This window comes from Cupriavidus sp. 05L411 (assembly GCF_056398045.1).
This window is the reverse complement of the sequence record NZ_JBFTOQ010000001.1, coordinates 399,868-419,730: the sequence shown is the minus strand read 5'-3', so window position 1 is coordinate 419,730 and position 19,863 is coordinate 399,868. Positions and strand designations below refer to the sequence as shown.

The following is a 19,863-nucleotide window of genomic DNA, read 5'->3' as shown; positions in this document are numbered from 1 at the left end:
AAACCTTCAGGCCTAGCGACCATGCCCCACCTCATCATTGAAATTACCGAAAACACCCGCCTCACCTGCTCGCAGGAAGAACTGCTGGACGAGGCCAATGCCGCGCTGCTGGCCTCCGGCCAGTTCGGCGAGCCGGACATCAAGTCGCGCTGCATCACGCTGACCTCCTACCGCCAGGGCACCGAAGCGCGCGAGCGCGCTTTCGTCCATGCGCGCCTGCACATCCTGGACGGCCGCGACCTGGCCGTGCGCCAGGCACTGAGCCAGGCGATCTGCGAGGTCATTGCCGACGCGGTGCGCCCGGCCAACGCGGAAGACAGCGTGCAGGTCAGCGTGGAGGTGGTGGAGATGGAACGCGCCAGCTTCACCAAGCAGATCGTCAGCGGTTCGCACTGACCCGCCAGCCCAGCAAGCCATCTGGCATCAGCGCTGGCCCCGCAGCCGGTCAAAGGCTGAATGCGGGGCCACACCGCCCTGGCAGACCGGGGTCACCGGCTGACCCATTCGCCTTCCAGACTGAAAACAGGAACACCATCGTCATGTCCTCCCTCCCGAATTCAACCTTGCCTTCGCCCCTGCCCAACCGCTTTCGTGCCGACGTGCTGGCGCACAAGCGCGTGATCGGGTGCTGGTGCTCGCTGGGCAACGCCACCACCACCGAGATCCTCGGCCTGGCCGGCTTCGACTGGCTGCTGCTCGACGCAGAGCATTCGCCCAACGACGTGCTGACCTTCATCCCGCAGCTGATGGCGCTGCAAGGCAGCGTGAGCGCGCCGGTAGTGCGCCCGCCCGCCAACGATCCGGTGTTGATCAAGCGCCTGCTGGACATCGGCTTCTACAATTTCCTGATTCCCTTTGTGGAGAGCGCGGAGCAGGCCGGGCGCGCGGTGAGCGCCACCCGTTACCCGCCAGCGGGCATGCGTGGCGTGTCGTCGGTCCAGCGCAGCAACCGCTATGGCACGGTGCCGGAGTACTTCAGCCAGATCAATGACAATATCTGCGTGCTGGTGCAGATCGAAAGCCGCAAAGGCGTGGACGCGGCCGACGAGATCTGCGCGGTCGATGGGGTCGACGGCATCTTTATCGGCCCGAACGACCTCGCGGCCGCTTACGGCCACCTCGGCAACCCCAACCATCCCGAAGTGCAGGCGCAGGTGGCGCGCATCTTCGAGGCCGCCAGGCGCGCCGGCAAGGCCGTAGGCACGCTGACACCGGTAGAAGCCGACGCGCGCCGCTACCTGGACATGGGCGCGAGCTTCGTGGCGGTGGGCGTGGACCAGAGTCTCTTCCGTACCGCGACGCAGGCGCTGCGCGATCGTTTCGCCAGCTAAGCGCTGCGATGAACTCCGAGGACCTGGCGTGCTTCGTCTGCGTCGCCAACACGCAGAGTATCTCGCGCGCCGCGCTCGAAATGGGCGCGGATCAGTCCACCGTAAGCCGCCAGATCGCTCGGCTGGAAGCCGCGCTGGACACGCGCCTGTTCCACCGCAGCGGGCGCGGCGTGGTGCTGACCGAAGCCGGCCAGACGTTGATTGTCTATGCGCGGCAGGTAGCGGCCACGCTCGCCGAAGCCCGCGAAGCCATCCGCGCTTCGTCGGCGCAAGGCCCTGCGCAACTGGTGATCGCGGCGCAGCCCACCATCGCCAACACCGCTTTCGCCAGCATCGGCACCGCGCTCAAGCAACGCTTCCCGGCGACCAAGGTGCGCTTCGTCGAAGGACTGGCCAGCCCCGTGCTCGCCTGGCTGGCGGCTGGCGAGATCGACGTAGCCCTGCTCTACCTGCCCGAGCAGCAAGGGGCGCTGAAGGTCGACATCCTGCTGGAAGAAGACCTGACCCTGGTCACGCCGGCATCCTGGAGCCACCTCGGCCCGACCTTTCCCGTGCGCCGCCTTGGCGAAGTGCCGCTGATCCTGCCCAGCACGGGACATGGCCTGCGCGTGCTTGCCGAATCGCTCGCTGCCCGCGCGGGCGCCAGCCTGCAACTGGCGCTGGAATGCGACGCGTCCAATACCGTGTCGATGCGCCTGGTGGAAGACGGCTGCGGCGCCACCCTGCTGCCGTTTGCCGCGGTCGCGGATCGCGTAGCGCAAGGCCGGCTGCATTCCGCCCGGCTGGTGGATCCGGTCGTGACGCGGCAGGTGGCGCTTGCCACCGCGCGTAACCGCACACCGGTGCCGGAATTGTGGGACATCATGCAAACGGTGCGGCAGTCTGTGCGCAATATCGTGATGTCGGGGGCGTGGCCGGGGGCGCGGTTGATTTGACACCTCGGATTCCGGCTGCCTGTTGCCGCCTTGAAGGTTTTGCAACCGCCGCCTAGGCTCGATGCCTGAAGCCAACGCTTGGGAGAACGCCCGTGCACGCCGACCAACTCCGCACCCTCCAGGCCCCGCTCAAGGAAAAGTACCGAGAACACCCCGAGGCTGCCTTGATCACCTTGCGTGCATCGAGCCGCCTGGGCGAGGGGGTTACCTGCCACGTCGAAACCGGCAAGGCCATGGTCGAAGCGGGCCTGCATCCTGCCACCGGCGGCACCGGCCTGAGCGCCTGCTCCGGCGACATGCTGCTGGAGGCCCTGGCCGCCTGCGCTGGCGTCACGCTGAATGCGGTGGCTACCGCACTGGGCATCGCGCTGCGCGACGCGCGCGTGCTGGTGGAAGGCGACCTCGATTTTCGCGGCACGCTTGGCGTGAGCAAGGACGCCGCCGTGGGCTTGCGCGCGATCCGGATGCGCTTTGAACTGGATACCGACGCGCAGGCCGACCAGATCGAATCGCTGCTGCGGCTGACCGAGCGCTATTGCGTGGTGTACCAGACGCTCCGCTGGGGTACGAAGATCGACGTGACCCATGCCGCCGGCACGGGGCCGGCGGCATAGCACGCCAGGCGCTCAGGGCTTGATGTTCTGGTTGTGGCGGAACAGGTTGTTGGGGTCGTACCGCCGCTTGACCTCGACCAGCCGGGCATGGTTCGGCCCGTACGCGGCGCCGACGCGATCGCCCTCTTCCTGTGTCAGGAAATTCACGTATACCGAGCCAAGCGCGTACGGTGCCGCGGCCTGGAACACCTCGCGCGACCAGGCGATGCAGGCGGCGTCGTCAGCCGGCTCGGTCCAGCGTCCGTGCACGTTCATGACGTAGTTGGCATCGCGATTGGGGTAAGCCATGGCGTCTGCCGCGACCCGGTTGGTCTGGCCGCCCATGGCGCCGATGAAGATCTCGGTGTGCGGCGAGGGCAGCTTGTTGACGTAATCCACCAGCAACGTGAGCAGGCCATCATCCAGCCCGGCGAAGTTGTGCGATTTCCAGTAGTTGCGCGCCCCCGGCGTGAGCAGAGGATCGAACGCCTGCTGCCACGCAGTAAACGGCATGGGCCCGACATGCTCGCCGTAGGGCGTGCCAAGATGGCGCAATGGCTCGACCAGTTGCAGGCCGTTGGCTGGCGGCCCGATGTAGCAGATGGCCAGGGCCACGATGGGCTTGCCATGGGTCTGCGGCGGCAGGAACGGCAGCGGCGGCGCGAGCCGCATCACGGCCCACACGGTCAGCTCGTCGGGCATGCCGTCTAGGCGGTCGCGCAGGGCTTGCAACACGGCCACGCCCTGCTCCAGCGGATAGACGATCAGGCCACCATAGATTTCCGGGCCGACTGGCCGCAGGGCGAACTCGAACATGGTGACCACGCCGAAGTTGCCGCCGCCGCCGCGAATGGCCCAGAACAGATCGGGATGCTCGGTGGCGCTGGCGTGCACCAGCTTGCCATCGGCTGTCACCACCTGGGCGCTGACCAGGTTATCCACGGTGGTACCGTACTTGCGGCTGATCCAGCCAAAGCCGCCGCCCAGGGTGAGTCCGGCCACGCCGGTGGTGGAGTTGATGCCAAGCGGCGTGGCAAGCCCGAAGGCCTGCGCCTCGTGGTCGAAATCACCCAGCGTGGCACCGGGCTCCACATAGGCGCGCAGCGCGGTGGGGTCGATCCGCACCGATTTCATGCCCGACAGGTCCAGCGTAACGCCGTCATCGCAAAGCGCCAGGCCGCCGATGTTGTGACCGCCGGCGCGTACCGACAGCGGCACGCCGTTGTCCCGCGCGAACGTGACCGTATCGATGACATCGGCCGCGCCGGCGCTTTTGACGATCAGCGCGGGACGGCGGTCGATCATGGCGTTCCAGACTTGCCGCGCCTGCTCATAGCCCGGCTCGCCAGGTTGCAGCACCTGGCCTCTCAGTTTCGACTTCAACCCATTGACCAGCTCACTCGACAAATCGGCCATGATGCACCTCGCGACGGAATCCCGGATAGGGGTTCGGCCGCGGCGCTGGCCGCGCGCCACCAAGCAAGGCTTGATCCGTCTCCGGCGTCATGTCGGGCAGAGGATGGCATGGCGAACTGAAGGGGGAAGGCCACAGGCGTGGTAGCCAGGAGAAGGGCCGAATCCTTCCTCATTTAAGGTTGGCCCCCGGCGAATGTAAAGCGGCCGGGACACTGGTCCCGGCCGCGTATCGCCGCATCGATTTTCTTGGCCGCGCTGGCCGGGCTATCGGGTCAGGTCACCGGCGCCGGGTTGAACAGCACCAGCGAATTGTGCAGCTTATGGTGCTCGGCCCAGGTCTTCTTGCGCCCGCTCGCCACATCCAGCATCAACCGGAACAACTCCCAGCCCACATCCTCGATGGTGGCCTCGCCGGTGGCGATGCGGCCCGCATTCACGTCCATCAGGTCGTGCCAGCGGCGAGCCAGATCGCTACGCGTTGCCACCTTGATCACCGGCACTTCGGCCAGGCCATACGGCGTGCCGCGACCGGTGGTGAACACGTGCAGGTTCATGCCGGCGGCCAATTGCAGGGTGCCGCAGATAAAGTCGCTGGCAGGCGTGGCCGCATAGATCAGGCCCTTTTGCTTGAGCTTTTCGCCAGGGGAGAGCACGCCGGTGATGGCCGTGCTACCCGACTTGACGATCGAGCCCATGGCCTTCTCGACAATATTGGACAGGCCGCCCTTCTTGTTGCCGGGCGTGGTGTTGGCGCTGCGGTCGACCCGGCCCTTTTCCAGGTAGCGGTCATACCAGTCCATCTCGCGGATCATGGCCTGCGCCACTTCCGGCGTGGCGGCGCGCGCGGTGAGCTGGTCGATGCCATCGCGCACTTCCGTGACTTCCGAGAACATCACCGTGGCGCCGGCGCGCACCAGCAGGTCGGTGGCAAACCCCACGGCGGGATTGGCGGTCACACCCGAAAAAGCATCGCTGCCGCCGCACTGCACGCCCACCACCAGCTCCGAGGCCGGGCAGGTTTCGCGGCGGCGCTGGTCCAGCTTGGCCAGGTGGGTATGCGCCATTGCCATGATGGAATCGATCATGCTCTCGAAGCCGACGTGCTCGTCGTCCTGCAGGCACACCACGCCAACATCCAGGCCGCCGGGCAAGCTGCCGGCCGGCAGCAGGCGCTCCGGCTGCAGCTTCTCGCAACCCAGGCTCACCATCATGGCGGTGCCGCCGAAATTCGGGTTCAGCGCGATATTGCGCAGCGTGCGGATCGGCACGATCGCGTCCGGCGCATCGATGGCCACGCCGCAGCCGTAGGTGTGCTCCAGCCCCACCACGTCGTCCACATTGGGATACTGCGGCAGCAGCTCGGCCCTGATGCGCCGCACCGCGTGCTCCACCACGCCCGACACGCACTGCACGGTAGTGGTGATGGCGAGGATGTTGCGGGTGCCGACCGAGCCGTCCGGGTTGCGAAAGCCCTCGAAACTATAGCCTTCCAGCGGTGGCAGCGGTTCCGCCACGCGCGTGCCGACAGGCAGATTGTCCAGCCCGGGCGCCACCGGCATCTCGATCACGCGCTCGTTGACCCAGCTGCCCTTGGGCAGGTCGCGCAGCGCGTAGCCGATCACCACGTTGTAGCGCACCACGGCATCGCCAGCCGCCAGGTCCACCAGCGCCACCTTGTGGCCCTGCGGCACCCGCTCGCGCAGCGTCAGCCCGCAGGGAAACACCGTGCCCTCGGGCAGGCCGCCATCGTTGGCGACGATCGCCACGTTATCCAGTTCGTGGATGCGGATGTACAGCGCAGTGCCCTGCACCTGCGCAGCCGGCTGCGAACCGCCTGGCTGTTCTACTTTGATATCGATCACCGACATGTCTTTTTTCCTTGCGAAACACTTGGCCGCTGCGCCGGGGCGGCACCTGCGCAGCAGGCACCACTCAATTCAGGGCTTTCAGGGATGCTTGAGCTCGACGCGCTTGATTTCCTTGACGATCACCAGGTAGCTGATCACCGTCACCAGCGCGTTGGCGCCGACAAAGACCAGCGCGCCATTGAAAGAACCGGTGGTGCCAAGGATATATCCGATCACGATAGGCGTGACGATGCCCGCGATATTTCCGAACATGTTAAAAATGCTGCCGGCCAGGCCAATCACTTCCTTCGGTGCCGTATCCGCCACCACGGCCCAGCCCAGCGCACCGATGCCCTTGCCGAAAAAGGCCAGTGCCATGAAGCCCACCACCAGCCACTCGCTATCCACGTAGTTGCAGGCAATCATGCTGACCGACAGCAGCATGCCGGCGACGATCGGCACCTTGCGCGCCACCGTCAGCGAGTAGCCGCGGCGCAGGAACCCGTCGGAAATCACGCCGCCCAGCACGCCGCCCAGGAATCCGCAGATCGCCGGCAGCGACGCGACAAACCCCGCCTTCAGGATCGACATGCCACGGGCCTGCACCAGGTACACGGGAAACCACGTCAGGAAGAAGTACGTCAGCACGTTGATGCAGTACTGGCCCAGGTACACGCCCAGCAACATCCGGTTGGAGAGCAGCTGGCGCACGTAGAACCAGCGCGTGCCGGAGGCTTCCTTGTCCTTCCTGCCAGCGTCGCCGCTCATCTCGATCATGCCGCCGCCCTGCTTGATGTAGTCAAGCTCGGCGCGATTCACGCCCGGATGGCTCGCCGGGCTACGCACCACCTTGAGCCAGAGGCCGGCCAGCACCATGCCCAGCGCGCCCATCCACAGATAGACGTGGTGCCAGCCCAGCGCGTGGGTCAGCCAGGCCATCAGGGGCGTAAACAGCACCGCGGCAAAATACTGCGCGGAATTGAAGATGGCCGAGGCCGTGCCGCGCTCGGCCGTGGGAAACCAGCTGGCCACGACCTTGGCATTGGCCGGAAACGCCGGCGACTCGGCCAGGCCCACGGCAAAACGCAGCACGAACAGCGTGGTCACGGCCGCGCCAACGGTGGCGAATACGCCGATAAAGCCCTGCAGCAGGGTAAAGAACGACCACAGGAAAATGCTGCAGGCATAGATGCGGCGCGCGCCAAAGCGGTCCAGCAGCCAGCCACCCGGGATCTGCGCCATCACATAGGCCCAGCTGAAGGCCGAGAAGATAAACCCCATCTGCACGGCATCGAAGCCGAACTCCGAGCGCATCGCCGGGCCGGTAATCGAAAGCGTGGCGCGGTCGGCATAGTTCACCGTTGTCACCACGAAGATCATCAGCAGGATCCAGTAACGGACATGGCTGCGACGGGTGGCCTCGCCGGCCACGCTGATGGTATTGCTGAGATTCATGGTGTCTCCTGCACGAGCCGGATTGGAGATGGGCGTCACCTTACGTGGTACGGCACGCGGCCATCTCGCCTACTTGTCCGCTTACGTGATATGTCATCGTATAACTTGAATTATAGGCATCCGATTTCATCGGCAACATTGAGTGTTTACCCTAGCACCAAGACAACCGCTTTGGCGGGCGTGCATTAGACGTTGCAGCGGCGCGGTTGGTCCGGGTGCGCCGACTGGAAGATGCGACGCTCCAAGCTTTCAGCCAGCTTTCAAGGCGAATTCATGAGATTCTGCCCTACGCGTTCCATTCCGTGCGCGAACCGCTTTACCCCCTACCCCGTCTCTTCATATTGACGGTCGCTGGCAAGGCCGAAGGCCGAATCCCTTTGCCAAAACAAAAGTACTTGCGCATTCAAATCTCTAGTTGTACGATGACGTATCTCAAAATTGTGCGGACAAAAGTCATGCACAAGAACCACTGAACCAACACCGCCCTTGCGGGTATCAGGACCAGCCATCATGACCACACCTCAAGAACTCAAGCAGATCGTCTCGGAAGGCCTGCTTTCCTTCCCCGTGACCGACTTCGACGCGCAAGGCAACTTCCGCCCCGAGACCTATGTAGAGCGCCTGGAATGGCTGGCCCCCTACGGCGCCACCGCCCTGTTCGCCGCCGGTGGCACCGGTGAGTTCTTCTCGCTGACGCCGGACGACTACGCCAATGTCATCCGCACCGCAGTGGAAACCTGCGCAGGCAAGGTGCCCATCCTGGCCGGCGCCGGCGGCCCGACCCGCATGGCCATCGCCTACGCCAAGGAAGCCCAGCGCCTGGGCGCCAAGGGCATCCTGCTGTTGCCGCACTACCTGACCGAAGCCTGCCAGGACGGCATTGCCAACCATATCGAAGAAGTCTGCAAGTCGGTCCACATCGGCGTGATCGTGTACAACCGCGGCAATTCCCGCATCAACGCGGACATGCTCGAACGCCTGGCCGACCGCTGCCCCAACCTGATCGGCTTCAAGGACGGCGTGGGCGAGATCGAAGGTATGGTCCGCATCCGCCGCAAGCTGGGCGACCGCCTGTCCTACCTGGGCGGCCTGCCCACCGCGGAAGTCTATGCCGCGGCCTACAAGGCGCTGGGCGTGCCCGTGTATTCGTCGGCCGTGTTCAACTTCATCCCCAAGACGGCGATGGACTTCTACCGCGCGATTGCCGCTGACGACCACGCCACCACCAACCGCCTGATCGACGAGTTCTTCCTGCCGTACCTGGACATCCGCAACCGCCGCGCAGGCTACGCGGTGAGCATCGTCAAGGCCGGCGCCAAGCTGGTCGGGCATGACGCCGGCCCGGTCCGCGCGCCGCTGACGGACCTGGACGAGCAGGAACTGGCGATGCTGGATGCGCTGATCAAGAAGCTGGGGCCGCAGTAAACCAGACGGGCTTGCCCAGCCAACCGCCGCAGGCGCGGCTGGCGCAGGCCTGCGCTGCTCGCGCCAATGACGTCACGCCAACGCCGCCAAACTATCGCGCGGCGTCAACCTCCGCGCCCGCCTTATGCCCGCCCCAGTTCCCCGCCTGGCTCTCCAGCCGCGCGCGGATGAAGTCCATCAGCGTGCGGGTGGCCAGCGTGGGAAACCGATTCGGCGCGGTCAGCATGTAAATGCTGTCGCCCACGCCTTCGGGCTCGTACTCGGGGAGCACCTCCACCACTTCGCCACGCCCGATCTGCTGCCACACGGCGTAGCGCGGCAGCAAGGCAACGCCGAGTCCTGTCATCATCGACTCGAACAGGAAGGGATAGTCGCCGGACTGGATGCGCGGGGCGACCCGCAGGATCAGCGGCGTGCCGGCCAGCTTCAGCTTGAGATCGAAGCGCCGACCCAGCGACGCCGGCGCGATCAGGTCGCAGTGGGCAAGATCCTCCACGCGGCTGACCGGCCCGTGCTCCGCCAGGAACGCGGGCGATGCGCACAGGCACCAGCCTACCGCGCAAATCTTGCGCGCCACATGATCCTCCGGCGGCAGGGAGGTGATCTTCAACGCCACATCCACCTCGGCGGAGATCAGGTCACCGATATAGTCATTGATCAGCACGCGCAGGGAGATGGCCGGGTATTGCCGGGCGAACTCCAGTAACACCTGCGCCAGGTACAGGTGCCCGAGTCCTGTGGGCAGGCGGATCCGCACATCGCCGCGCACGGTCTGGCCGAGACTGTCGATGGAAGTGCCCGCCGCTTGCAGCTCATCCAGCATGCGCACGCCGTGCGCATACAGCAGCCGCCCGGCCTCGGTCAGCTCCACATGGCGAGTGGTGCGCCGCATCAGTTGCGCGCCCATATGCTGCTCCAGCGCCTTGAGCCGGCGCGAGACATTGGAGCGGGTCATGCCACCGCGCGCGGCGGCGGCCGTGAGCGTTCTGGATTCCACCAGCGTGACGAACAGCCGGATCAGGTTCAGGTCGAAGCTGGGATTATTGTCAATCATGAGTCAACACGGGTGGCACAGGCCGGCGGATTGTCACGGCCAGGAGTACGCCCTAGCATAGGGCATCCGACGCGACATGACGACTCCCAGATCCCTGCCGATGCCCCAGACCGACCTGCAATCCGCGCTACCTTCGCATACCCCGCCTTCATCCGAAGCTGTCGACGACCTGCCCTTCTCCGGCCTGCGCATCCTGGATATCAGCCAGGGCATCGCAGGCCCCTACTGCGCGCATATCCTCTGGCAGCAAGGCGCCGACGTCATCAAGGTCGATCCGCCGGCTGGCGACTGGGGCCGGCATGTTGGCGTGGTACGTGGCGAGCACAGTGCGCTGTCGATCGCGTACAACGCCGGCAAGCGTGGCGTCTGCATCGATGCGGCCACCGATGCCGGCAAGGCGTTGTTGTTCGACCTCGCGCTGCGGGCGGATATCGTGGTGCAGAACTTCCGGCCGCAGGTTGCCGAGCGCCTTGGCGTTGGCTACGCAGCGCTGTCCGCGCGCAATCCGGCGCTGGTCTATGTGTCCATCAGCGGCTACGGCGCGGACGGCCCCTATGCCGACCACCCGGCCTCGGACTCGGTGATGCAGGCCGATAGCGGCCTCATGCACACCAACCGCATGGCGGACGGCTCGCCGCGACGCATCGGCATGCTGCTGGCGGACGCGGCCACCGGCCTGTACGCGGCGCAGGCCGCCGCCGCTGCCTTGTGCAGGCGCTTTCGCAGCGGTGCCGGCGCGCATGTCGAGCTGAGCCTGTTCGACGCCTGCGTGGCGCTGCAGGCCAACAATATCCTCGAATACGCCATCCAGGGCGCTGTGGCCGCCGGGCCGGTGAGCGCGCCAAATGGCGTCTTTGCCACCAGCGATGGCAGCCTCACCTTGCTGGCGCTCAACAACGCGCAATTCGGCAGGCTCTGCCGCGCGCTGGATCGCCCTGGCTGGGCGCAAGATGCGCGCTTTGCGGACAACGCCAGCCGCATGGCGCACGCGGCCTGGCTGCAGGACGCCGTGGCGGCGGTGCTTGCCGGCAAAAGCACGGCGCACTGGCTCGGCACGCTGCAGGCGCATGACATCCTTCATGCGCCGGTGCGCAACTACCAGCAAGTGCTCGACCACCCGCTAGCGGCGCCGCAGGGGACCTTCCAGATGGTCGAGCAGGCGGGGCTGGGTGCCTTGCCGTTTGCCGGCATCCCCGCCAAGGGCATGCGGCGGGCAGCCACCGCCGCGCCGCGTGTCGGTGAACACACCGAAGCCGTGCTGCGTGAGTACGGCGTCACCCCGGACAAGCTCGCGCAATGGCTGGAGATGGGCGTGGTCAGGCAGGCCAGCCCCCTGGCGGGCAACGCCGCCGCGGGAGCCAGGGCATGATGCGGGCCCTGCTCTGCGAGCATTTCGGCAAAGCGCAAGACGTCCGCCTTGCCAGCATCCCGCGCCCGGCATTGGCGGATCCGCACGCCGTCACGCTGGCCGTGGAGTACGCAAGCGTAAGCCACGCCACAGGCCTGATGGTGGCAGGCCGCTATCAGACCAAGCCGCCGCTGCCGTTCGTGCCGGGCACCGAGGCGGTCGGCCGCGTAGTGGCTTGCGGCGCCGCCGTAACCCGCCTGCGCCCTGGCGACCGCGTGGTTGCCATTGCCGACTGGGGCTGCTTTGCCGAAGAAGTCACGCTGCCCGAGTACACCGTCTACCCCATTCCCGATACGCTCGACGCGCTGCAAGCCCTGCCGATCCCACTCTCCTACGGCACCGCTTACTGCGGCCTGCTGTGGCGCTGCGCCGTGCAGCCCGGCGACACGGTGCTGGTGCTTGGCGCCGGCGCCGGCGTGGGGCTGGCTGCCGTGGAAATCGCCCACCAGCTGGGCGCGCAGGTGATTGCTTGCGCCAGCACCGAAGTGAAACGCGCACAGGCCCTGCGGCGCGGCGCCCAACATGCGCTCGCGCCGGAAGACCTGGCCGCCGCCGTCAAGCGCGTGAGCGGGGGGCGCGGTGCCGACGTGGTGGTGGACCCGGTAGGCGGCGACCTGTTCGACCAGGCGCTGCGCGCCGCGGCCGCCAACGCGCGGATTCTCAGCATCGGCTTTGCCAGCGGCCGCATCCCGCAAGCGCCGCTGAATCTGCTGCTGGTAAAGAACCTGACGCTGCATGGATTTTTCGTAGGCCGCTACATCGGCTGGACGCCCGCCAACGAGCGGGCACAGCATGCCCACGCATTACAGGCCGTCATGAACACACTGTGCGGCTGGGCCAGCGAAGGAAAGATCCGACCGACCGTGTCGAAGGTGTACCCGATGAACGGGCTGGCCGAGGCGCTGGACGCGTTGGAAGCCAGGCAGGTCATCGGCAAAGTCGCAATAAAAATCAAGGAGACTAACGCATGCCAAGTCGATTCAGGGTCCTGAACACGCAACACAGTACACAGCACACCAAGCATCGACGGTCCGCGTTGCGCCTTGCCTTGCTGGCAACGTTGGCAACCACCGCCCTTGCTGCCTTAGGCACGTCGCCGGCCCGTGCCGCCGACGATTTCCCGCAGCGCCCGATCCGCATGGTGCTGCCTTACCCGCCGGGCGGCCCCACCGACCTGCTGGCGCGCGTGGTCGCCGTCAAGATGGGCGACACGCTTGGCCAGACAGTGGTGATCGACAACAAGCCAGGCGCCAGCGGGATGATCGGTGCGGAAATGGTCGCCAAGGCTGCGCCCGATGGCTACACCATCCTGGCCAATGCCTCGCTGCATGTGATCAACCCGAGCATCTATCCCAAGATGCGCTACGACGCCTTCCGCGACTTTGTGCCCGTCACGCAACTGGCCGATGTGCCGCTGGTGCTGGTGGTCAACAACGATTCGCCGGTCAAGACTGTGCAGGACCTGATCGCCTATGCCAAGGCCAAAGGCGGCAGCATCAACTTCGGCTCGGCCGGCAATGCGTCGGCCCAGCAACTGGCGGGCGAATCGTTCAAGTTCGCCGCCAATGTCTCGATGCAGCACGTGCCGTACAAGGGCAGCTCGCCCGCGCTGACCGACCTGATGGGCGGCCAGATCCAGTTGATGTTCGATTCCATGCCATCGGCCATGCCGTTCATCAAGGCCGGCAAGCTGCGCGCCGTCGCCGTCACCACGCTCAAGCGCGCGCGTGCCCTGCCGGACGTGCCCACGGTGGCGGAGTCGGGCTTGCCCGGCTTCAATATCAGCACCTGGTACGGCTTGTGGGCGCCGCGCGGCACGCCCGCGCCGATCGTGGAGAAACTCGCGGCCCACGCCGCGCAGGCACTGCGCCAGCCCGACGTGCAGCGCCAGTACGCCGACATGGGCGCCGAACCGGTAGGTTCCTCCCCCGCAGAGTTCGCGCGCTATACCGCGGCAGAGGGCAAGAAGTGGGCCGAGATCGTGCGCAAGTCGGGCGCCAAGGCGGATCAATAGCCATCGGTGGCCATCGGTGCGCTGCCGTGGCAAGCGGCAGCACCGATGGACAGATCCGGTCCCCCGGCGGGACAATTGCCACCCCGGTGCCCGCCCCCGTCCCATGAAAACCGTCCCGACCTACTCCCTCTATGGGGTCAACTCCAATGAGCCCCTGCTGGAACAGCTGCATTTCGAGTCGATCCCGGAGCGCAGCGGCGTCAACGACTGGGAAATCAAGCCACACCGCCACGAACGCTTCTTCCAGGTGCTCTACGTGCACCAGGGCGGCGGCCGCGCGCTGCTCGACGACCGCGAGTACCCCTTGGGCGCACGCACCGTGGTAACGGTGCCGCCGCGTTGCGTCCATGGTTTTCGGTTCACGCCGGACGTGGATGGCATCGTCATTACCATGACCGACCACTACCTGCACACGCTGCTGGCTGGCGTGCCGGATGCGCTACCGCTGTTCGAGCGGCCCTACCATGACCCGTTCGGTGACCCGGCCGGCAGCGAGCGCGATGACGCCACCGTGCTTGCCGGGGCGCTGGAACTGTTCCGTGCGGAAATGAACACAGTATCGCTGTGGCGCGGTGCTGCCTTGTCGGCGCTGCTGTCCTTGTTGCTGGTGGGCATTGCCCGGCGCGCTTGCGGCGCGGGTGCAACCGGTGCGCAGCCGGCAGGCAGGACCGCACGCCATTTTCAGCAGTTCCAGCAACTGGTAGAAGCGCGTTTTCGGAACCACCAGGATCTGGCGGGCTATGCCGGCACGCTCGGCATCTCGTCCACCCAGCTCAACCGGATCTGCCAGCAGCTTGCCGGCAGGAGCGCGCTGCAGTTGATCCATTCGCGCCTGATCGTGGAGGCGCAGCGCGACCTGCTCTATAGCGATCTCGACATCAAGCAGATCGCCTCAACGCTGGGCTTTGCGGACGCCGCGTATTTCGCGCGCTTCTTTGCGAAGCATGTTGGGCAGACGCCCAGTGCATTCCGGCAGCATGGGCGCGCCCGCCTGCCGGCGCCCCAAGCCGCGCGCTAGCGCAGTGCTTTACAACGAGAAACTGTCGGAGCGCGCCAGCGGCCAGTACTTCTCGTACAGCTGGTAGCGGAAATTCCCGTTGATCAGGTCCCCCGGCGTGAGGAACTTGAGCAGCTCGGACATCAGCCGCACTTCATTGGGCGAGATGCGCCGCACGATATGGTGCGGCTTGAGATCGCCCGGATGATTCAGGCCAGCTGCCTGCAGGATTTCCAGCAGCGCATGCAGCGTCTGGCGGTGGAAGCTGGCTACGCGATCCGCTTTGTCAGGCACCACGACGGCGCGCTGGCGCACCGGATCCTGCGTGGCCACGCCCACGGGGCAGCGGTCGGTATGGCACTTCTGCGCCTGCACGCACCCGAGCGCAAACATGAAGCCGCGCGCCGAGTTGCACCAGTCGGCGCCGGTGGCCAGCGTGCGCGCCACGTCAAAGGCGGTGATGATCTTGCCACTCGCACCAACGCGGATCTTGTCGCGCAGGTTCACGCCCACCAGCGTGTTGTGCACCAGCAGCAGCCCTTCCTGCAGCGGTACGCCGATATGGTCGACAAACTCCAGCGGCGCCGCGCCGGTGCCGCCTTCGGCACCATCCACCACGATGAAGTCCGGCAGGATGCCGGATTCCAGCATGGCCTTGACGATGCCGAAGAACTCCCACGGGTGCCCGATGCAAAGCTTGAACCCGGTCGGCTTGCCGCCGGACAGCGTGCGCAGCCGGTCGACGAACTGCAGCAGGCCCAGCGGCGTGGAGAACTCGCTGTGCGTGGCCGGCGAGATGCAGTCCTCGCCCATGGCGATGCCGCGCGTGGCGGCAATCTCCGGCGTCACCTTGGCCGCCGGCAGCACGCCGCCGTGGCCCGGCTTGGCGCCTTGCGAGAGCTTGACCTCGATCATCTTGACCTGCGGCGAGCGCGCCTGCTCGGCGAACTTGTCGGGATCGAAGCCACCGTCCGGGCGGCGGCAGCCAAAGTAGCCGGAGGCCACCTCCCAGATCAGGTCGCCGCCTTCGGCACGGTGATACGGCGAGATGGAGCCTTCGCCGGTATCGTGGATAAAACCGCCGAGCTTGGCGCCACGATTGAGCGAGCGGATCGCATTGCCGGACAACGCGCCAAAGCTCATGGCCGAGACGTTGAAGATCGACAGCGAGTAAGGCTGCGCACGGCCCTCGCCAACGGTAATGCGAAAGTCAGCGGAGGGGATGCGGGTCGGCGCAAGCGAGTGGCTGATCCACTCGTGGCCCGCCAGCCGCACATCGATCTCGGTGCCGAAGGGCCGGCTGTCGACCTCGTTCTTGGCACGCTGGTAAACCAGGCTGCGCTGCTGGCGCGAGAACGGCATCTCGTTGGTGTCGTCCTCGATGAAATACTGGCGGATCTCCGGGCGGATGAACTCGAAGAAGAAGCGCAGGTGGCCCCAGATCGGATAGTTGCGCAGGATGGAGTGGCGCGACTGGCCGATGTCATGCAAGCCAACCAGCAGCAGCACAACGGGCACAGCCAGCCATGCGGGGGAAAGCCAGTGACCGGTGGCAAGCGCCGCAAGGACCAGCAAAGCAAGCGCGGTCAGCCAGACCGCGCCGTAACGACGAGAAAGCATGGGGACTCCTAACTACTTTGGGCCGGCACCTGGCCGGCAACCCCGCGATTATCGCCGTTCCTTGCTACATCGGCTGATACCCGGTTGCAGCGCCCTGCCCGGCGCGCGCCTCCGGCGGCCGCTGCGGGGCTTCATCGGCCTCCACCGCGGCGACGATCTGCGCGAAGGCAGCATTGGATTCCGGCATTGGCAACAGCATCCACACGTGGAACATGCCCTCGTATTCGTAATAGCGCAGCGGCAAGCCCTGTTCCTGCGCAAGCGCGCGATAAGCGCGGCAGTCTGGCAGCAGGACGTCGTGGGTGCCGATGAAGAGCGTCACCGGAGGCAAACCGCGCAGGCTGCCGTAGATGGGGCTGACCTGCGCAAGCGTGACGGGATCGCCGCCGGCATAGACGCGCCCGCACTCGATGCCGCCGAGCTTCGACAACATCGGGTCAAGCGGTTCGAGCACATCGATAGCGGGATTGCTGCCGGTGGCATCCAGGAACGGCGACAGCAAGACCAGGCGGCCAGGCAGCGCGCGTCCCGTATCCCGGGCCACCTGCGTCAGCGCGAGCGCCATGCCGCCACCGGCGGAGTCGCCCATGACGGTCAGGCTGGCGGGTGGATTGCCGCGGACCAACTGGTCGTAGAGCGGCAGCAGTCCGGCAAAGACCTCACGATGGGTATGCTCGGGCGCCAGCGGATAGATCGGCACGGTCACCGTGGCGCCGAGCGCGTCCACCAGCTTGCCGATAAAGTCCCAATGCTGGCTGACGATATCGAAGACGTAGCCGCCGCCATGGAGATAGAGGATTTGCCTGCCGCTGTCGTTGCCCCGCGGGCGCACGGTGTAGACCTCGACGCCGGCCACAGGTTCCATGCTCACCGCATGGCGCGCCAGCAAGCGCGCCGTGGGATTCGCGCGGCCGATCTTGCGGCGGCGGCGAATTTCCTCGTGCAGCGCCTGCGCGCTGGAAAAACGCTGTTTGCGCCGGACCAGGCGCAAGGCAAGCCGCCACAGGCGGCACTGGATGCTAGGCATGACGATCTCCCGGAATGGTGCGCCGGCTTCATTGGCGGCCGGCTGAGGAACTACGGAAACTGCCAAAACAGCGGGGAAAGCAGGAAAAGCTGGAGCTACGGGCACGGCTGCACATTCGCCGGATACAAAAAAGGAGCCGGCTAGCGGCTCCTTTTCAAGCTGGAAACAGGGCCCCTATCAGGCGGCAGCTGCGTCCTTCAGCTTCTTCAGCGGGCGTACCTTGACCTTGACGCTGGCCGGCTTGGCCGGGAACCAACGCTCTTCACCGGAGAACGGGTCCTTGCCAAAGCGCTTCTTCTTGGCCGGTACTTGCTGAGCCGTGACCTTCATCAGGCCGGGCAGCGTGAATTCGCCGGCGCCCTTCTTGTGCAGCGCGCTGACGATGGTGTTTTCCAGATGGGCCAGCACCGTCTTCACGGCCTTGGCGTCCAGCTGGGTCTGTGCTACCAGGTGAGCGACCAGGCTCGACTTGTTGAAGGTGTCCTTCAGCGGGCGCGGGGTCACCGCGGCAGCCGGAGCAGCCTTCTTGGCCGGCGCGGCCTTCTTGGCAGCAGCCTTTACAGGAGCGGCTTTGGTTGCCGGTGCCTTCTTGGCAGCGGTCTTGGTTGCAGTCTTCGCGGTCGGATTCGCTTTGGTCGCCATATCGATAAATATGAGTTGAACAGAATGATGTCGCACGGGATGTGGCATCCGATGTCGCTCGACGCTTCGTCGATCGACTATCGGCGTGCGGCATCGACTGAATCATAGCGGAAACAACGGGACGTCAAGGGGTTTTCGTGTGTGCGAGTGTAAAAACCGGGGTTTTCCCCGGGGTTTTTTGAGGTTTTGTCTCGCGCAGCCTGCCGTTGTGTCGCGCGGACGCAGCAGTGGATGCGTCCGCGGACTCTATATACAAGGGGTAAACGCGTGATTTTGTCTTTTTTGCCACGCCGGATGCCGCGCGCGCACCGACGATTTCAGCCGCCTTCTTGCGCGCACGGCCCCCTCAGCCGCGCAGTTCTCGCCGCAGGATCTTGCCCGTGACCGTCTTCGGCAACTCGTCGATGATCTCCACCACGCGCGGGTATTTATAGGCTGCCATGCGCTCCTTGCACCAGGCCAGCAGCGCTTCCGGCGTGACGCTCGCCTGCGGTTTCAGGCTGACCACGGCCTTCACCGTCTCGCCGCGATAGGCGTCGGGGATGCCCACCACGGCCGCCTCGCGCACCGCGGGATGCGTATACAAGACGTCTTCCACCTCGCGCGGCCAGACCTTGTAGCCGGCGGCGACGATCATGTCCTTCTTGCGGTCGACGAGGTAGAACCAGCCTTGCGCGTCCATGAAGCCAACATCGCCGGTGTGGAAATAGCCGCCCGCCATGGCCTTTGCCGTCTCTTCCGGCTTGTTCCAGTAGCCCGGCACGATCATCGGCCCGCGCGAAATGATCTCGCCGACCTCGCCCACCGGCACCGGCGCGCCCGCATCGTCGCCGATGAAGGAGTCAACGTTGAAGGCGGGAACGCCGATCGCCAGCGTGCCGGAGGCCGGGTCCACCGGCGCCTCCCGGCCCAGCGGCACCACGTGGGTGGGCGAGTTGGTCTCGGTCAGGCCGTAGCCGTTATGGATATAGTGCCCAAACTTGGCGCGGAACTGCTCCACCACGCTCGGCGGGATCGGTGCGCCGCCCGAGTAGATCTTGCGCAGCGTGGCGAAATGCGCGCGCGTCGCCTCGGGATGGTTCATCAGCGCGATGAAGACCGTGATCGAGCCAATGGTGAACTCGACCCGCCGGTCGCGGATGGCCTCCAGAACCACGCCCGGCTCGAAACGGCAGGCCAGCACCAGCGGCGCGGCGCAGATGAACGCCGCAGCCACATGGCCCACCAGTCCGGTGATATGGAACAGCGGCGCCACGCCCAGGATCGGGCCGCCCTGCGCCAAGCCGATCCAGTCGCGGTACACCTGCGCATTGAAAGCAACATTGCCATGGGTGTTCATCGCGCCCTTGGGCACGCCGGTGGTGCCGGAGGTGTACACCAGCATCGCGATATCGTCTGCCGCGAGCTTGACCGGCGCTGGGCGCTGGCCCAGGTACTCTTGCACCAGCGCCAGCAGATCGGGCACGCCCTCGGCGGGCTGGCGCCGGGTCGCGGCAAACAGGCGCGGATCGGCACGTGTCTGGAAGTCCAGCTCGGACGTGGTGATCACCGCAGGCAGCGCAAGGGGCGCGGCAGCGTCGCCCTGGCCGCGCCGCTCGGCGTCGAACAGGCCGCTCACCACATCGGCGTAGAGCGATTCGTGGCAGATCAGCACTTTCGCGCCAGAGTCGGCCAGCACCAGGCGCAGTCCGCGTGCGCGGTTCATCGGGTTGACCGGCACCGCGATGGCGCCGAGCTTCCACGCGGCAACCAGCCCGATGACAAACTGCGGCACGTTCTGCAGGTACAGCGCAACCCGCTCGCCACGCGTGCAGCCGCGCGATGATAGCGCTACCGCCAGCGCGTCCGAGAGCGCATCCACCTCGGCATAGCTGAGCGTGGCGTCGAAGTAGTGAATTGCCGGACTGGCCGGCGCGCGGTCCGCGGCGGCCCGGAAAATGGACAATGCGTCGGTAAATTGCGGGGTGATGGTGTGCGGCTGGCCGGCGTTGTAGCTGGAGAGCCAGGGCTTCTCTTCATAGGGCGTCATGAGGCACCTCGATAGGCACGGCGGGTAGTGTCAAGCATAGCGCTTGGTCGAAACGAAGCTGGCGCCGTAC

The 19,863-nt window shown here is 65.9% G+C and carries 17 protein-coding genes; 9 read left to right on the top strand and 8 right to left on the bottom strand.

The features are described 5' to 3' along the window. The first annotated feature begins 21 nt into the window (after nt 1–21). From AC1DQR_RS01955 to AC1DQR_RS01940, 4 genes are all read left to right on the top strand, one after another. Entirely contained in the window at nt 22–396 is a 375-nt protein-coding gene (locus AC1DQR_RS01955; protein ID WP_043355096.1) for a 5-carboxymethyl-2-hydroxymuconate Delta-isomerase, read from the top strand. A gap of 143 nt (nt 397–539) precedes the next feature. After that, nucleotides 540–1,331, top strand: coding sequence for a 2-dehydro-3-deoxyglucarate aldolase (gene garL, locus AC1DQR_RS01950; protein WP_416052535.1), 792 nt, complete (start codon nt 540–542; stop codon nt 1,329–1,331). 8 nt (nt 1,332–1,339) lie between these two features. Then, complete coding sequence (locus AC1DQR_RS01945) at nt 1,340–2,266, top strand: LysR family transcriptional regulator (RefSeq protein WP_150984497.1); 927 nt, start codon at nt 1,340–1,342, stop codon at nt 2,264–2,266. A 92-nt stretch (nt 2,267–2,358) separates the two neighbouring features. Beyond that, entirely contained in the window at nt 2,359–2,880 is a 522-nt protein-coding gene (locus AC1DQR_RS01940; RefSeq protein ID WP_416052534.1) for an OsmC family protein, read from the top strand. Between the two features lie 12 nt (nt 2,881–2,892). On the opposite strand, the gene AC1DQR_RS01935 is transcribed toward AC1DQR_RS01940, so the two are convergent. The 3 genes from AC1DQR_RS01935 to AC1DQR_RS01925 form a co-directional block, all read right to left on the bottom strand. After that, nucleotides 2,893–4,275, bottom strand: coding sequence for an FAD-binding oxidoreductase (locus AC1DQR_RS01935; protein WP_416052533.1), 1,383 nt, complete (start codon nt 4,273–4,275; stop codon nt 2,893–2,895). Nucleotides 4,276–4,547: 272 nt separating this feature from the next. Beyond that, entirely contained in the window at nt 4,548–6,143 is a 1,596-nt protein-coding gene (gene garD, locus AC1DQR_RS01930; RefSeq protein WP_416052532.1) for a galactarate dehydratase, read from the bottom strand. A gap of 78 nt (nt 6,144–6,221) precedes the next feature. Beyond that, on the bottom strand, nt 6,222–7,577 hold the full coding sequence (locus tag AC1DQR_RS01925; RefSeq protein WP_477132413.1) for an MFS transporter: 1,356 nt from the start codon (nt 7,575–7,577) through the stop codon (nt 6,222–6,224). 510 nt (nt 7,578–8,087) lie between these two features. Here AC1DQR_RS01925 and kdgD point away from each other — a divergent pair. Continuing rightward, nucleotides 8,088–9,002: a 5-dehydro-4-deoxyglucarate dehydratase gene (gene kdgD, locus AC1DQR_RS01920; RefSeq protein WP_006160033.1), complete on the top strand. Its 915-nt coding sequence runs from the start codon at nt 8,088–8,090 to the stop codon at nt 9,000–9,002. A 91-nt stretch (nt 9,003–9,093) separates the two neighbouring features. Here kdgD and AC1DQR_RS01915 read toward each other — a convergent pair whose 3' ends face one another. After that, on the bottom strand, nt 9,094–10,056 hold the full coding sequence (locus tag AC1DQR_RS01915; protein WP_477132412.1) for a LysR family transcriptional regulator: 963 nt from the start codon (nt 10,054–10,056) through the stop codon (nt 9,094–9,096). Between the two features lie 100 nt (nt 10,057–10,156). Between AC1DQR_RS01915 and AC1DQR_RS01910 the strand changes: the two genes are divergently transcribed. The 4 genes from AC1DQR_RS01910 (at nt 10,157) to AC1DQR_RS01895 (ending at nt 14,496) form a co-directional block, all read left to right on the top strand. Next, complete coding sequence (locus AC1DQR_RS01910) at nt 10,157–11,425, top strand: CaiB/BaiF CoA transferase family protein (protein WP_416053257.1); 1,269 nt, start codon at nt 10,157–10,159, stop codon at nt 11,423–11,425. Beyond that, on the top strand, nt 11,425–12,456 hold the full coding sequence (locus tag AC1DQR_RS01905; RefSeq protein ID WP_416053256.1) for an NADPH:quinone oxidoreductase family protein: 1,032 nt from the start codon (nt 11,425–11,427) through the stop codon (nt 12,454–12,456). The genes AC1DQR_RS01910 and AC1DQR_RS01905 overlap by 1 nt, the downstream gene beginning before the upstream one ends. Further along, nucleotides 12,432–13,478: a tripartite tricarboxylate transporter substrate binding protein gene (locus tag AC1DQR_RS01900; RefSeq protein WP_477132411.1), complete on the top strand. Its 1,047-nt coding sequence runs from the start codon at nt 12,432–12,434 to the stop codon at nt 13,476–13,478. The genes AC1DQR_RS01905 and AC1DQR_RS01900 overlap by 25 nt, the downstream gene beginning before the upstream one ends. 103 nt (nt 13,479–13,581) lie before the next feature. After that, a complete protein-coding gene (locus AC1DQR_RS01895) occupies nt 13,582–14,496 on the top strand; it encodes a helix-turn-helix domain-containing protein (RefSeq protein WP_416052528.1) in 915 nt (304 codons plus the stop codon). A gap of 9 nt (nt 14,497–14,505) precedes the next feature. On the opposite strand, the gene AC1DQR_RS01890 is transcribed toward AC1DQR_RS01895, so the two are convergent. From AC1DQR_RS01890 to AC1DQR_RS01875, 4 genes are all read right to left on the bottom strand, one after another. After that, the gene (locus AC1DQR_RS01890) at nt 14,506–16,095 is read right to left on the bottom strand and encodes an FMN-binding glutamate synthase family protein (RefSeq protein ID WP_477132410.1); all 1,590 of its coding nucleotides are present in this window, start codon (nt 16,093–16,095) and stop codon (nt 14,506–14,508) included. A 64-nt stretch (nt 16,096–16,159) separates the two neighbouring features. After that, nucleotides 16,160–17,122, bottom strand: coding sequence for an alpha/beta hydrolase fold domain-containing protein (locus AC1DQR_RS01885; RefSeq protein ID WP_416052526.1), 963 nt, complete (start codon nt 17,120–17,122; stop codon nt 16,160–16,162). A gap of 177 nt (nt 17,123–17,299) precedes the next feature. Then, a complete protein-coding gene (locus AC1DQR_RS01880) occupies nt 17,300–17,764 on the bottom strand; it encodes an HU family DNA-binding protein (RefSeq protein WP_150984488.1) in 465 nt (154 codons plus the stop codon). A gap of 346 nt (nt 17,765–18,110) precedes the next feature. Then, nucleotides 18,111–19,793, bottom strand: a complete 1,683-nt coding sequence (locus AC1DQR_RS01875; RefSeq protein WP_477132409.1) for a class I adenylate-forming enzyme family protein — start codon at nt 19,791–19,793, stop codon at nt 18,111–18,113. Nucleotides 19,794–19,863: the final 70 nt, after the last annotated feature.